This is a genomic window from Pontibacter akesuensis, from assembly GCF_001611675.1.
In the GTDB taxonomy this organism is placed as follows: Bacteria; Bacteroidota; Bacteroidia; order Cytophagales; family Hymenobacteraceae; genus Pontibacter; species Pontibacter akesuensis.
Genome location: NZ_CP014766.1, coordinates 4,021,909 through 4,035,283 on the forward strand (window position 1 = coordinate 4,021,909; position 13,375 = coordinate 4,035,283).

A 13,375-nucleotide genomic window follows, 5' to 3' on the forward strand; every position below is an offset into this window, starting at 1 on the left:
ATTATAGAGTAAGGGTATGATATGATAGATTTTATCTAACAAAAAGTTATAACATGGATTTCCTGCGGCCGTACCTCTTCCTATGTATTACAACTTAATTTCCAAGCTATGTTCTATCATGATAACAAACTACAGTACAAAGTAAGAGTCGACAAGCCTAATCCCGCTTTCGCCAACATGCTCCAGCAAGCCATAGGGGGCATAGAAGGGGAAATCCGGGTTTGCCTACAATACCTGTTTCAGGCCTGGGGCTCCCGCGGGCCGCAAAAGTACCGCGACATGCTGATGGAGACCGGAACCGAGGAAATTGCACACATAGAGATGCTCGCCACAGCAGTCGCCCTGAATTTGGAGGGGGCGCCTATGTCGATGAAAGATGAAATGGCAAAAGACCAGGTAATCGGTGCTGTGATGGGTGGCATGAACCCACGGCACGTGCTCTCGTCAGGCTTGGCCGCTATGGCCGTAGACAGCAACGGGGTGCCTTTTAACGGTTCCTGGGTAGTGGGCAGCGGAAACCTTGCCGCTGATATGTACGCCAACGTAATGGCCGAATCAACCGGACGTTTGCTGGCCACGCGCCTTTGGGAAGCCACCGATGACACAGGCATGAAAGATATGCTAGCCTTCCTGATTGCCCGCGATACCATGCACCAGAACCAGTGGCTGGCTGTCCTCGAGGAACTTGGCGGCCTGAACGGTGTGCACCCGATTCCGAACTCCTTCCCGCAGACAGAGGAAAATCAGGAAAACAACTATAACTTCGTTTCTACCAGGGTGAACGATATGGACGGTACGGCTGAAAGAATGCGCAATGCCCGCTGGGGTAACGGAACATCCATGGACGGCAAGGGTACCTTTACGGTAACGCCTGCCATGCCGAAGGGTGATGTGCCGCAGCTGGCTCCCCCGGATCCGCGTGGCCATGCCCAGGTAGAGCAAATGACGGGCTCTGACGGTAGTTTGTTAGATAAAGCAAAGAATATTCTTTAAGTCCGCAACTTAAAATCAGTACAGAAGCAGCGGTAGCATTATGCTACCGCTGCTTTTATGTTTCAATGGAGGAGGGGGCCACTGACCAACGCTTCATGATAGTTAAAAAAAGTCCAGCTGCTTTCCTTTGCGCTGGCAGAAGTGAGTATAGTCGTAAGGTTTCATACTTCGGCCAGCCATGTACTTTTGCTTGCTCATCCGGAATAGTTTGGCGATGGCTTCGGCAAATTTGCCCTCGCCGCTCATCCGTACACCAAAGCGGCTGTCGTTTAGTTGTCCGCCATGGCAATCCGCTATTTGGCTCAGCACCTTGTCGGCCCGGTCTGGAAAAGCCTGCCGGATCCAGTCCTCAAAGATGGGCCCGATGCTGCCGTTGAGGCGAACAATAGTATAGGCTGCGTTGGAGGCACCTGCTTCGGCGGCGGCTTTCAGGAGCTGCGGAATCTCCGAATCGTTCAGGCCGGGTATGATGGGTGCCGTCATGACGTTCACCGGTATGCCTGCCGCAGCTAATTTCCGCACTACCTCCAACCGCTTGGCGGCAGATGCGGTGCGCGGCTCCAGTTTCTGCCGTAGGGCCTCATTAAGTGTGGTGATGCTAATATTGGCGTGCACCAGGTTATACTTGTTCAGTTCCTGCAGCAGGTCGAGGTCGCGGAGAATAAGTGCGTTTTTGGTGATGATGCTCACCGGATGCCGGTACTGCAACAGTACCTCCAGCACCTGCCGCGTCAACATTTTTTTTGCCTCGATGGGCTGGTAGCAGTCAGTATTGCCCGCCAGCATGATGGGCATCACCTGCCAGTTCGGACTTTCGAGTTGTTTAGCCAGGGTTTGCGCTGCATTTTCCTTGATGATAATCTTGCGCTCAAAATCAAGCCCGGCGCCATAGCCCCAGTACTGGTGGGTGTTGCGGGCATAGCAGTACACGCAGCCATGTTCGCAGCCCTGGTAGGGGTTGAGCGAATAAACCAGCCCAAGGTCCGGACTATCGATCTTGTTCACCACCTTTTTCGGATGTTCCTGCAGGAACTCTGTTATGGAATTGCTAAGCATGGGTTCATCCAGCCCTTCTACATGCTCCGCCACATACTCCTGTTTCAGGTAAGGGTTTTGGGGGTTGTACTGCGCTCCGCGTCCTTTCAAAAAATCTTCTGCCTTTATCATACATGGTTATACTTGACGCTAATATAATTAGTTTAACTAAATATATTAGCATTAAGTGGTGAGATAGCAGAAAGTATAAATTCATGCCCCGGCTTCAGCGATAGCCTTTTTATAGGTTTCCAGAGCTCTGTCGCGGGCCAGGCTGTGGTCCAGCATAGGTTTGGGATAGGAAGATGTGTCGTACTCGGGAATCCAACGTTTGATGTAAGCATATTCTTTGTCGAACTTATTGATCTGGCTGTCGGGGTTGAATACGCGGAAGTATGGCTGGGCATCCGCCCCTGTTCCGGCGGCCCACTGCCAATTCCCGACATTGCTCGCCTGCTCATAATCCAGCAGCTTTTCGGCAAAGTATGCCTCGCCCCAGCGCCAGTCTATCAGCAAATCCTTCACCAGAAAGCTTGCCACCACCATGCGTACGCGGTTGTGCATAAAGCCTGTTTCATTCAGTTCGCGCATGCCGGCATCTACCAACGGAAAACCAGTAGTACCCTCACACCACCGCTGAAACTCTTCCTCGATGTTGCGCCAGTTTATACTTGAAAACTTTGGGGAGAAGCTACTGTCGGCAGAGGCAGGGAAATGAAACAGTAGCTGCATAAAAAACTCGCGCCAGATCAGCTCCTGTAGCCACACATCGTTGTGCGCCAGCGCCTCTTTTACCGCCTCGCGTACGCTAACTGTGCCAAAACGCAGGTGCGGGCTCAGGCGGGAGGTGGCATCCAGGGCGGGTAGGTTTCGCGTGCTGTGGTAGGCGCTTAAAGTTTCAGGGGAGAGGTCGTGGGGGGGCACCTCAATCTTAGAGCGGGTAAAGCCTATTTCCTGCAAGGTGGGCAGATTTGTTTTGAAGTGGGGGAGAAGCTGCCTAAAGTACTCCCGGCAAGTATAAGGTGCTGCCATCTCTGATGTAAAGGCTTTCTTCCACGCGTTTTTGTAGGGCGTATATACTTTGTATGGCGTCCCGCTTTGGGTCATGATCTCACTTTTCTCAAAGATCACCTGATCCTTAAAGGTGCTGAATTCCACCTGGTGTTGCTGCGCCAGTTCAGCCATGGCTTTGTCACGCTCCTGGGCGTAAGGTTCGTAATCACGGTTCGTGTATATTCCCTCCACCTCATACTTGTTCAGTAGTTCAGAAAGCACCTCCAGCGGCTCGCCATACTTTACCAGTAGCGTACTGCCTGAATCCTCCAACTCCCGTTGCATTTTAGTAACCGTGTCATGAATAAAGGAGACTCGCGCATCTGCTTTGTCTTCCAGTTTAGCAAGTATGGCCCGATCAAAAATGAAGAGCGGCAGCACAGGTTTGCCGGAGGCAAGCGCATGAAAGAGACCGGCATTATCATGCAGCCGCAGGTCGCGGCGAAACCAGAAGAGGAGCATCTTAGGAATTATGAATTATGAATTAAGAATTATGAATTATGAATGAGAAAGGGAGCTACAATAGTTTGATAGAGCTCATGCCGCCGTCCAGGTGCAGGATCTGGCCGGTCATCCAACTGGAATCCTCGCCCAGCAAGTATAAAGCTGCGCTTGCCATGTCCTGAGTCGTGCCTACACGGCCCAGCGGATGCCGCTTTGCAGCTGCCTCCGTTTTCTCGGGTGTGTTTAGCAAGGGCTGAGCCAGCGGCGTGTCGGTGAGCGAAGGGGCAATAGCGTTAAAGCGGATGCGGGAGGAACTGTACTCGGCTGCAAGTGAGATTGTGAGCCCCTGCACGGCTGCTTTGGCTGTGGCAATGGAGGCGTGGAAGGGCATTCCCAATTGCGCCGCCACCGTACTGAAGAGAACTACGCTGGCCCCACCGGCCTTTTTCAGGTGCGGCGCTACAGCCTGCAGCACCTGCACGGCTCCCAGCACGTTCAGCTCCAGGTCGAGTCTGAAATCCTCCATCCTTATTCTTTCAAATGGCTTCAGCTTAATATTTCCCGGACTGTACACCAGTCCGTGCAATACCTCTGGCAGCGCTTCCGCAAATCCTTTGTCAAACTGCAGCACGTCCAGTGGCAGGTGCGCCAGGTTTAAGGCTTCGGACTCCTCAGAGGGTTTGCGGGAGGCGGTGATCACGTTGGCGCCTTTTTCCTGCAGCAACTTTGCCGTTTGCAGCCCTATACCGGAGCTACCACCTATTACAAGTATGTTTTTGTCTTTGAAAGGCATGTTACAGAGGGAATGATGGGTGATTGTTCTTGTCTCTACTTAACCCCTTCATTATCCTTTTGTTCTAACTAGTGAATTCCGGAAAGTTTAAGCCTGTTCGGGTGCCGCTGCTACTGTTACAGTTATGAAAGTATGTATAATACAGCAAATATAAAGTGCCGTCATCGTGGTGCCTTGGCATGTTAAAAAATGTCAAAAAAACGCTTAATAAGCGTCTGGCAAAGCATATAACCTTATACCACAAAATCATGTATTATCAGCAACTGCAGCATAATATCAATAATATTTAATATTTGTGATTGTTGTGCGGTGGCCGTAGCTTAAAGCTTGTTAAGCCGCTTGCATACTTTAGTGAATGCGAAACCCATGCACCTTAAACCAACTGAATCCCTAATCAAAGCTCACCTCCTATGAAGATTAAAAAAGTACTTGTTGCCAACCGTGGCGAAATCGCGATCCGGGTGCTGCGCGCCTGCACCGAACTCAACATCAAAACGGTGGCCATTTATACTTACGAAGACCGCTATTCGCTGCACCGCTACAAGGCTGATGAGGCTTATCAGATCGGTAAGGACAACCAGCCCCTGCAACCTTACCTCGATATTGAAGGCATCATCAAAATTGCCAAAGACAACGAGGTGGATGCCATTCATCCGGGCTATGGCTTTCTTTCTGAAAACCAGCATTTCTCCCAGCGCTGCGCCGACAACGGAATCATCTTCATAGGCCCGAGGCCTGAGGTAATGGCCTCTCTGGGCGATAAGATCGCAGCCAAGAAAGTTGCTATCAGCTGTGACGTGCCCATCATACAAAGTAACGACCTCGACCTGAACACCTACGAAACGGCACAGGAGGAAGCAGACCGCATTGGTTATCCGCTGATGCTGAAAGCGGCCGCAGGTGGCGGTGGCCGTGGCATGCGCGTGATCCGCGATGATGACCAGCTAGAGAAAGGCTTTTTTGAGGCGAAGAACGAGGCCCTGAAAGCCTTTGGCGATGATACGGTTTTCCTGGAGAAGTTTGTGGAGAACCCTAAGCACATTGAGGTGCAGATCGTGGCCGATGCCTATGGCAACATCACGCATCTTTACGAGCGCGATTGCTCGGTGCAGCGTCGTTTCCAGAAAGTAGTGGAAGTGGCGCCGGCCATCAGCCTGAATGAGGAGACACGCCAGAAGCTGTACGACTACGCCGTGCGCATTTGCAAGGCCGTAAACTACAATAACGTGGGCACAGTGGAGTTCCTGGTGGAGCCGCAGACAAACAACATTTACTTTATAGAGGTAAACCCGCGCATTCAGGTGGAGCACACCGTTACCGAGATGATTACGGGCATTGACTTGATTAAAACACAAATATACATTGCCGCCGGCTACAGGCTGGATGATGAAGAAGTGCTGCTGGGACCGGACCAGCAGATAAAGCCATCGGGCGTGGCCATCCAATGCCGCATCACCACCGAAGATCCGGAGAACGATTTCAAGCCGGACTACGGTACTATCATTGCCTACCGCAGTGCGGGTGGCTTTGGAATTCGAATCGATCAGGGCAGCGTGTACACGGGTGCCAAAATAACGCCTTTCTTTGATTCGCTGCTGGTAAAGGTATCCACGCACGCGCCAACGCTGGCGCATGCCGCCACTAAAATGTCGCGCACACTGGATGAATTCCGTATTCGCGGTGTGAAGCAGAACATCCAGTTCCTGCAGAACATCATAAACCACCCTGTTTTCATTTCTGGCGATGCGACGGTGGACTTTGTGAAGAGCTACCCAGAGCTGTTCGTGTTCAAGCAGCGCCAGGACAGGGCCACTAAAATGCTTACTTTCCTGGCGGACGTAGTGGTGAACGGCAATCCCGACGTGAAAAAGATCAGGCCTGACAAAGTGATGCGCAAACCAGACCTGCACGACCTGCACCTGGCCAAGCCCTACGAGAGAGGCACCAAAGATTTGCTGACGGAGCTGGGGCCGGAGGAATTCTCCAAATGGCTGCGCAACGACCCGCAGATCCATTACACTGACACCACCTTCCGCGATGCGCATCAGTCGCTGCTGGCTACGCGCATGCGCACGTTTGATATGATGAAGATTGCAGAGCCTTTTGCCAAAGACCACCCGCAGATCTTTAGTATGGAAGTATGGGGCGGCGCCACGTTCGATGTATGCCTGCGCTTCCTGCACGAGGACCCGTGGGACCGCCTCGCACAGATCAGAAAAGCCATACCAAACATCCTGCTGCAAATGCTCATCCGGGGCTCCAACGGGGTTGGCTACAAGGCCTATCCGGATAACCTGATCGAGGCTTTTGTGGAGAAATCGTGGGAAACGGGTATCGATATCTTCCGCATCTTCGATTCGCTGAACTGGATGAAGAGCATGGAGCCCTGCATCAACTATGTGCGCAAACGTACCAAGGGATTGGCTGAAGGCACCATCTGCTACACGGGCGATATCCTTAACCCTGCCAAAACAAAGTATAACCTGAACTATTACCTGCAGCTGGCAAAGCAGCTGGAAGATGCCGGCGCCCATATTCTGGCAGTAAAAGACATGGCTGGCCTGCTGAAGCCTTACGCTGCCACAGAGCTGATCACCGCGCTGCGCGATACGGTAAAAATCCCGATTCACCTGCACACACACGACACCTCTTCCATTCAATCAGCCACCTACCTGAAAGCCATTGAGGCAGGGGTGGATGTAGTGGATGTGGCCCTTGGCTCTATGTCTGGCCTGACGTCTCAGCCAAACTTCAACTCGATCGTGGAAATGATGCGCTTCCAGGAGCGCCACCGCGAGTTCGACCAGAAGAGCCTGAATCACTACTCCAACTACTGGGAAACCGTGCGGGAGTATTATTATCCGTTTGAGTCTGGCCTGAAGGCGGGCACGGCCGAAGTATACCGCCATGAGATTCCGGGCGGCCAATACTCTAACCTGCGCCCACAGGCAAACGCCCTGGGCCTGGGAGACAAGTGGGAGCTGATAAAAGAAACCTACGCCGAGGTAAACCAGCTCTTCGGGGATGTGGTGAAGGTAACGCCTAGCTCCAAGGTGGTAGGGGACATGGCGCTATACCTGGTGTCCAACGGCTTTACGACGCTGGATGTGCTGGAGCGTGGCGAGCAGATTTCATTCCCGGATTCCGTGCAGTCGTTCTTCAGGGGCGAGTTGGGCCAACCGGTGGGCGGTTTCCCGAAGAAACTGCAGGACATCGTGCTCAAGAAAGGCGAATCGTTTACCGACCGGCCTAATGAGCACCTGGAGCCAGTCGATTTTGACAAGGAGTTTAAGGCCTTTCAGGAAGAGTTCGGGCAGGACAAGAAGATGACAGACTTTCTCTCGTACCAGCTTTACCCGAAAGTATACAAAGACTACCTGACCTATATTGAGCAGTACGGCGATGTGGCCAAAATTCCGACGCGCCTGTTCTTCTACGGCATGCAGCCTGGCGAGGAAGCTATTATTGATATTGCCCGCGGTAAGTCCATTGTTGTGAAGTACCAGTCGATGGGGCCGGTAAACGAGGATGGCATGCGCACTGTGTTTTTTAAGCTGAACGGCCAGACCCGCAACATCGATGTGCGCGACCGCTCGGTGAAAGTGGAGCGCGTGGTGAACCAGAAAGTAGACAAGAACAACCCGAAGCAGATTGGGGCGCCATTGCAGGGCATGTTGTCCAAGATACTGGTGGAGAAGGAGCAGCAGGTGAAAAAGAACACGCCGCTCTTCATCATTGAGGCCATGAAGATGGAAACCACCATCACGGCTACCAAAGAAGGAGCCGTGGCCGGTATCACTTTGTCAGAAGGGGAGATGGTGAATGCCGACGATCTTGTGCTGACGCTGGAGTAGCCGATGCGAAGTATAATTACAAGATGCCGCTTTCCACACCTGGGAGGCGGCATCTTTTTTTTGCATGTGCCAAACATTTGAGGAGTTTAGCAAGTATCATTTGGCAGCATTTATTTGGAGTTGGCCAATAGCTGTTATACTTTTAAAAGCTAATCCATTTACTTTTTACCCATACTCCCCACCAGCTCTGTTTTATACTTCTGGTGCTCTTATTAATACCCTATGTTTATAGCACTTAGCACATTTGAGATTGCCAACGACATGGCACCCGAGGTTAAACAGGCTTTTGTTGATCGTCCGCAGCTGGTAAATAACGCACCAGGCTTTATTCGGCTCGACGTGCTAAGCCCGAAGGAGAACCAGAATGAAATCTGGATGATGACGTTCTGGACAGATGAGGAAAGTTACCAGGTTTGGTACAAAAACCACATGCGTGAGTCGCACCAGGGTGTACCGAAAGGACTGAAGCTGGTGCCGCACAGCTCAAAAGTGCGCTTTTTTGACCACGTGACAGCTTAAGCAAGTTATAGCCTAAGTATAAAGTATAAAAGAGGGGCAGCATATTATTATGCTGCCCCTCTTTTAAATAGCAAGTATAACTGGCGCAAGCGTCCGCTTGTGCCTTGCGGCGGCAAATTTATACTTGTCCAGCACATGATATACTTTGGAACACCTCCACTATTGTCATCTCGACGATAGGAGAGATTTTTTACAAATTCCGGATAGATTTCTCGCCCTGCTCGAAATGACAGTAATATGGAAGTATTTATTTACCAGGTTGATTGGTGCACGTCAGCACAAGCGAATGCCTACACCAGAAATAGCCAAGTATAAAACTTATGCTATGTGCTAGAGCCAAGCCCTTTCTGCCACTTTCCAGCCACACAAGTATGGCAGCCATTTTGACTATAGAATCGCCTTCCAGCAAAATAAGTATAACTTTTTAGGCTTGTAACAGTTTTAAATATAGCATTTGGAATTATGCTGCATGCATACTATTTTTGATGCAGGCGGTTTGAAAAGACTGGTAGCCGATTAGTCATCTTCGTAATCCAGGCCCATCATTTTGTTATAGGCTTGCTGTAGTTCAGAGAACGCGTGCATGTTGCCTTCCTGCCGGCTAATCTGCATTCCTTTTTTATAAGTACGCTCTGCTACATCGCTTTGGCCCAGCTCTTCGTATAGCTTGGCAGCGTGGTAGTAGGTGCCCACATAGTTCTCGTGTTCGGCCAGCAGCTGCTCGTAGTATGCCAGCGCTTTCTGCGGATTTTCTTTACGATATTCTGTGGCGATGGCGTATAACGTAAAAGCGTCGTTCGGGTCATCTTCCAGGAACTTGAAGAGCTGCTCTAATCTGCTTTGGTTCATTTCGAATTGGCTATATTTTAATTAACTTCGCACAAATCTAAATTTAAAAGCTAACATTTCTAACCATGAAAATATTAGTTTGCATCAGTAACGTACCGGATACAACATCCAAGATCAATTTTACGGCTGATAACAAAGAATTTGACAAAAACGGTGTACAGTTCGTCATCAACCCCTGGGATGAGTACGCACTGACAAGAGCCATTGAGCTGAAAGAAGCCAAAGGCGGCACTGTAACTGTATTAAACGTAGGTGAGGCCGATGCAGAGCCGAACATTCGCAAAGCACTGGCCATTGGGGCAGACGATGCCATCCGCGTAAACGCAAACCCGAAAGATGCTTTCTTCGTTGCGCAGCAGATCACTGCCGTGGCCAAGGAAAACAACTATGACATGATCCTGATGGGCAAGGAGTCGATCGACTACAATGGCTCGCAGGTGCATAACATGGTGGGCGAGATGCTGGGCATTCCTTCGATTGTTCCTGCCTTTAAGCTGGACCTGGTGGATGACAACACTGCCGTTCTGGAACGAGAGATTGAGGGTGGCAAAGAAGTAGTGGAAGTGAAGCTGCCGTTTATCGCCAGCGCACAGCAGCCGATGTCCGAGCCACGCATCCCGAACATGCGCGGTATCATGACGGCACGCACAAAGCCTTTGGCAGTAAGAGAGCCAGTTGGTGCTGATGTGAAAGCAGATTACGTTAACTTCAGCAAGCCCGAGAAAAAGAGCGGGGTGAAGATGATCGACCCTGAGAATGCCGGCGATTTGATAAAATTATTAAGAAACGAAGCTAAAGTACTATAAGATATGTCTGTATTAGTATTTGTAGAAGGTCTTAACGGAGAAGTAAAAAAATCGTCGTTAGAGGCCGCATCATACGGTAGCCAGGTTGCGCAGCAGTTGGGCACCACCACCACGGCCATTGCCATTGGCGATGTGCAGGAAGCAGCGCTTGCCAAACTAGGTGAGCAGGGCGTAAGCAAAGTGTTGTACGATGGCGACAGCCGTCTGAACCAGTTTATTGCCGATGCTTATGTAAAAGTGATCGCGAAAGCGGTGCAGCAGGAAAATGCCAAAGTACTGGTGTTCTCTAACTCCAACATCGGCGCTGCCGTGGGAGCAAAGCTTGCCGTACGCCTGAATGGCTCATTGGCAACCAACGTAACGGCCTTGCCTACTATTGATGGCGGTTCGTTTGTGGTGACCCGTGGCGTGTTTTCCGGCAAGGCGTTTGCCGATGTAGCCCTTACTTCGGATCTGAAGATTGTGGCTATCAAGAAAAACTCTATCGACATTACTTCCGGTGGCGGATCAGCTACGGTAGAAAACTTCTCTGCTGACCTGGCCGATGCTGATTTTGCTGTGTCTCCTAAAGAAACGGTGATGCAGGACACGAACGGTGGCGTACTGCTGCCAGAGGCTGCTATCGTGGTTTCCGGTGGCCGTGGTCTGAAAGGACCGGAGAACTGGCACCTGGTAGAGGATCTTGCAAAAGAATTAGGCGCTGCCACGGCCTGTTCCAAGCCCGTATCTGATATGGACTGGAGACCTCACCATGAGCACGTTGGCCAGACCGGTATTACCGTAAGCCCCAATTTATACATCGCTATTGGCATCTCAGGAGCCATTCAGCACCTGGCTGGGGTTAACTCTTCTAAAGTGATTGTCGTTATTAATAAGGATCCTGAAGCGCCGTTCTTCAAAGCCGCTGATTATGGCATTGTTGGCGATGCGTTTGAGATCGTTCCGAAAATAATAGAAGCTGCAAAAGCTTTGGACAAATAGACTTTAGAAGAAGATACTGTGAAGAAAATTCAGTTAGAGATACTCGGCCTTTCCTCCAGCCAGTCGCAAACAGGATCGTTTGCCTTGGTGCTGGGAGAGAGAGAAGGAAACAGGCGGCTGCCCATCATCATCGGCATGTTTGAGGCGCAGTCTATCGCTATCCAGATAGAGAAGATAAATCCTAACCGCCCGCTCACGCACGATTTGTTTAAGTCGTTTGCCGAGGAGATGGATGTGCGCGTGACAGAGATCATGATCTCTGACCTGAAAGAAGGCGTATTCTACTCTAGAATCGTGTGCACCAATGGTGTGAAAGAATTCGAACTGGATTCACGCCCATCCGATGCCATTGCCATTGGCCTGCGGTTTGGTGTTCCGATTTACACGGTGGAAAGCGTACTTTCTGAGGCAGGAATTATACTTAGCGACCTGGAGGAAGAGGAGGATGAAAGCGATGAGCTGACGGTGAAAAGCACTGGCAGCACGTCTGCTGGTTCTTCGGCCTCAAAGGAGCCCCTGAACCAGACTTCGGTGGATGAGCTGAACAAGATGCTCAATGAAGCCCTTGAGAAAGAGGATTATGAGAAGGCTGCCAAAATTCGCGACGAGTTGAACAAGCGCAACTGATTTCACAGCACCTATAGATTTAAAAGGTTCGGTCCCTACGAGGGGGCCGAACCTTTTGTTTTATAATTTAATCCGCTTAATTTTGACAGATTTTTGTCTCTCATCCGTCCATAATGTACGATATTTTTAGAGGTGCGCTTGGCCTCGTAGTGCTGGTTGCCATTGCCATTCTTTTCTCCAAAAACAGAAGGGCCATCGACTGGAAGCTTGTCGCTTTTGGTCTCTTTCTCCAGATTTTCTTTGGGGTGATGGTAACACAGGTGGCATTTGTAGCCGATGCCTTCGCCTTTGTGAGTAAGCTTTTCGTGAAGTTGCTGAGCTTTTCGCAGGCGGGTGCCGAGTTCCTGTTCGGCAACCTTGCAAACCCTGCAAAAAATAACGGGCTAGGCTTTATCTTCGCCTTCTCAGTACTGCCAACTATAATCTTTTTCTCTACTGTATCCGCTGGTTTATACTACCTGGGCGTGCTGCAGAAAATCGTATTTGGAATTGCCTGGGTCATGTCGAAGGGCATGCGCTTGTCCGGTGCCGAGAGTTTGTCTGCCGCTGGTAACATCTTTCTGGGTCAAACAGAAGCCCCTTTGCTCGTTCGTCCGTTTATTGCCCGCATGACCCGCTCAGAGCTGATGTGCCTGATGACAGGCGGCATGGCAACGCTTGCCGGCGGTGTATTGGCGGCTTATGTGGCTTTTCTGGGTGGCAGTGACCTGAACCAGCAGGCAATTTTCGCAGCGCACCTACTTACGGCATCCGTGATGAACGCTCCGGCGGGAATCGTACTGGCAAAAATACTCGTTCCTGAAACTGAGCACGATAAGATTAATACGCAACTGGAGGTGAACGAGGAGCAGCTGGGAGTAAACCTGGTGGATGCCCTTAGCCGCGGTGCATCGGATGGCCTTCGGCTGGCTGCCAATGTGGGAGGTATGTTGCTGGCATTTATCGCCGTTATCGCCCTCTTAAACTATGTGCTGATCAAGTTGGGAAGCCTTTCTGGCTTGAATGAATTTGTAGTGGCCAGTACAAGCGGGCAGTTCGACGGCTTCTCTTTCCAGTATATTCTGGGGCAAATTTTCCGTGTCTTCGCCTTTATCATGGGTGTTCCTTGGGAAGATACGCTGCTGGTAGGCAGCTTGCTTGGCCAAAAAACAGCCGTAAATGAGTTTGTGGCTTACCTGGACCTGGCGAACATGAAAGCTGCTGGCTTGCTGGGCGAGAAAGCGCTGATCATGTCTACGTATGCGCTCTGCGGCTTCTCGAACTTCAGCTCTATTGCCATTCAGGTGGGCGGTATCGGAAGTATGGCGCCTAACCAGCAGGGTAACCTGTCCAAACTAGGTTTCCTGGCGTTGCTGGGCGCTTCACTGGCTTGCATGATGACAGCCACTGTGGCCGGCATGCTGTACGGTATCTAAGTTTAA

Annotated in this window: 11 protein-coding genes; 7 read left to right on the forward strand and 4 right to left on the reverse strand. The window is 50.8% G+C overall.

Annotation, left to right across the window (positions count from 1 at the left end; genetic code table 11):
• Nucleotides 1–108: 108 nt before the first annotated feature.
• Entirely contained in the window at nt 109–993 is an 885-nt protein-coding gene (locus A0W33_RS16985) for a manganese catalase family protein (RefSeq protein WP_068839283.1), read from the forward strand.
• Between the two features lie 102 nt (nt 994–1,095).
• On the opposite strand, the gene A0W33_RS16990 is transcribed toward A0W33_RS16985, so the two are convergent.
• From A0W33_RS16990 to A0W33_RS17000, 3 genes are all read right to left on the reverse strand, one after another.
• On the reverse strand, nt 1,096–2,160 hold the full coding sequence (locus tag A0W33_RS16990) for a PA0069 family radical SAM protein (protein WP_068839284.1): 1,065 nt from the start codon (nt 2,158–2,160) through the stop codon (nt 1,096–1,098).
• Nucleotides 2,161–2,241: 81 nt separating this feature from the next.
• The gene (locus tag A0W33_RS16995) at nt 2,242–3,543 is read right to left on the reverse strand and encodes a cryptochrome/photolyase family protein (RefSeq protein WP_308428459.1); all 1,302 of its coding nucleotides are present in this window, start codon (nt 3,541–3,543) and stop codon (nt 2,242–2,244) included.
• 55 nt (nt 3,544–3,598) lie between these two features.
• Entirely contained in the window at nt 3,599–4,318 is a 720-nt protein-coding gene (locus A0W33_RS17000) for an SDR family NAD(P)-dependent oxidoreductase (protein WP_068839286.1), read from the reverse strand.
• A 410-nt stretch (nt 4,319–4,728) separates the two neighbouring features.
• Between A0W33_RS17000 and A0W33_RS17005 the strand changes: the two genes are divergently transcribed.
• Nucleotides 4,729–8,172, forward strand: coding sequence for a pyruvate carboxylase (locus tag A0W33_RS17005; protein ID WP_068839287.1), 3,444 nt, complete (start codon nt 4,729–4,731; stop codon nt 8,170–8,172).
• A 222-nt stretch (nt 8,173–8,394) separates the two neighbouring features.
• Complete coding sequence (locus tag A0W33_RS17010) at nt 8,395–8,691, forward strand: antibiotic biosynthesis monooxygenase family protein (RefSeq protein ID WP_068839288.1); 297 nt, start codon at nt 8,395–8,397, stop codon at nt 8,689–8,691.
• Nucleotides 8,692–9,207: 516 nt separating this feature from the next.
• Here A0W33_RS17010 and A0W33_RS17015 read toward each other — a convergent pair.
• On the reverse strand, nt 9,208–9,540 hold the full coding sequence (locus A0W33_RS17015; RefSeq protein WP_068839289.1) for a tetratricopeptide repeat protein: 333 nt from the start codon (nt 9,538–9,540) through the stop codon (nt 9,208–9,210).
• A gap of 65 nt (nt 9,541–9,605) precedes the next feature.
• Here A0W33_RS17015 and A0W33_RS17020 point away from each other — a divergent pair, with 65 nt between their 5' ends.
• The 4 genes from A0W33_RS17020 (at nt 9,606) to A0W33_RS17035 (ending at nt 13,369) form a co-directional block, all read left to right on the forward strand.
• Entirely contained in the window at nt 9,606–10,346 is a 741-nt protein-coding gene (locus A0W33_RS17020; RefSeq protein ID WP_068839290.1) for an electron transfer flavoprotein subunit beta/FixA family protein, read from the forward strand.
• A gap of 3 nt (nt 10,347–10,349) precedes the next feature.
• The gene (locus tag A0W33_RS17025) at nt 10,350–11,327 is read left to right on the forward strand and encodes an electron transfer flavoprotein subunit alpha/FixB family protein (protein WP_068839291.1); all 978 of its coding nucleotides are present in this window, start codon (nt 10,350–10,352) and stop codon (nt 11,325–11,327) included.
• Between the two features lie 18 nt (nt 11,328–11,345).
• Complete coding sequence (locus A0W33_RS17030) at nt 11,346–11,954, forward strand: bifunctional nuclease family protein (RefSeq protein WP_068839292.1); 609 nt, start codon at nt 11,346–11,348, stop codon at nt 11,952–11,954.
• Between the two features lie 113 nt (nt 11,955–12,067).
• Nucleotides 12,068–13,369: a NupC/NupG family nucleoside CNT transporter gene (locus A0W33_RS17035; RefSeq protein ID WP_068839293.1), complete on the forward strand. Its 1,302-nt coding sequence runs from the start codon at nt 12,068–12,070 to the stop codon at nt 13,367–13,369.
• Nucleotides 13,370–13,375: the final 6 nt, after the last annotated feature.

What these genes read in the sequence shown, in the direction of transcription:
- A0W33_RS17035 (WP_068839293.1), top strand. Translation starts at nt 12,068, where the DNA reads ATGTACGATATTTTTAGAGGTGCGCTTGGCCTCGTAGTGCTGGTTGCC.
- A0W33_RS16990 (WP_068839284.1), bottom strand. Translation starts at nt 2,160, where the DNA reads ATGATAAAGGCAGAAGATTTTTTGAAAGGACGCGGAGCGCAGTACAAC.
- A0W33_RS17015 (WP_068839289.1), bottom strand. Translation starts at nt 9,540, where the DNA reads ATGAACCAAAGCAGATTAGAGCAGCTCTTCAAGTTCCTGGAAGATGAC.
- A0W33_RS17000 (WP_068839286.1), bottom strand. Translation starts at nt 4,318, where the DNA reads ATGCCTTTCAAAGACAAAAACATACTTGTAATAGGTGGTAGCTCCGGT.
- A0W33_RS17025 (WP_068839291.1), top strand. Translation starts at nt 10,350, where the DNA reads ATGTCTGTATTAGTATTTGTAGAAGGTCTTAACGGAGAAGTAAAAAAA.
- A0W33_RS17020 (WP_068839290.1), top strand. Translation starts at nt 9,606, where the DNA reads ATGAAAATATTAGTTTGCATCAGTAACGTACCGGATACAACATCCAAG.
- A0W33_RS17005 (WP_068839287.1), top strand. Translation starts at nt 4,729, where the DNA reads ATGAAGATTAAAAAAGTACTTGTTGCCAACCGTGGCGAAATCGCGATC.
- A0W33_RS16985 (WP_068839283.1), top strand. Translation starts at nt 109, where the DNA reads ATGTTCTATCATGATAACAAACTACAGTACAAAGTAAGAGTCGACAAG.
- A0W33_RS17010 (WP_068839288.1), top strand. Translation starts at nt 8,395, where the DNA reads ATGTTTATAGCACTTAGCACATTTGAGATTGCCAACGACATGGCACCC.
- A0W33_RS16995 (WP_308428459.1), bottom strand. Translation starts at nt 3,543, where the DNA reads ATGCTCCTCTTCTGGTTTCGCCGCGACCTGCGGCTGCATGATAATGCC.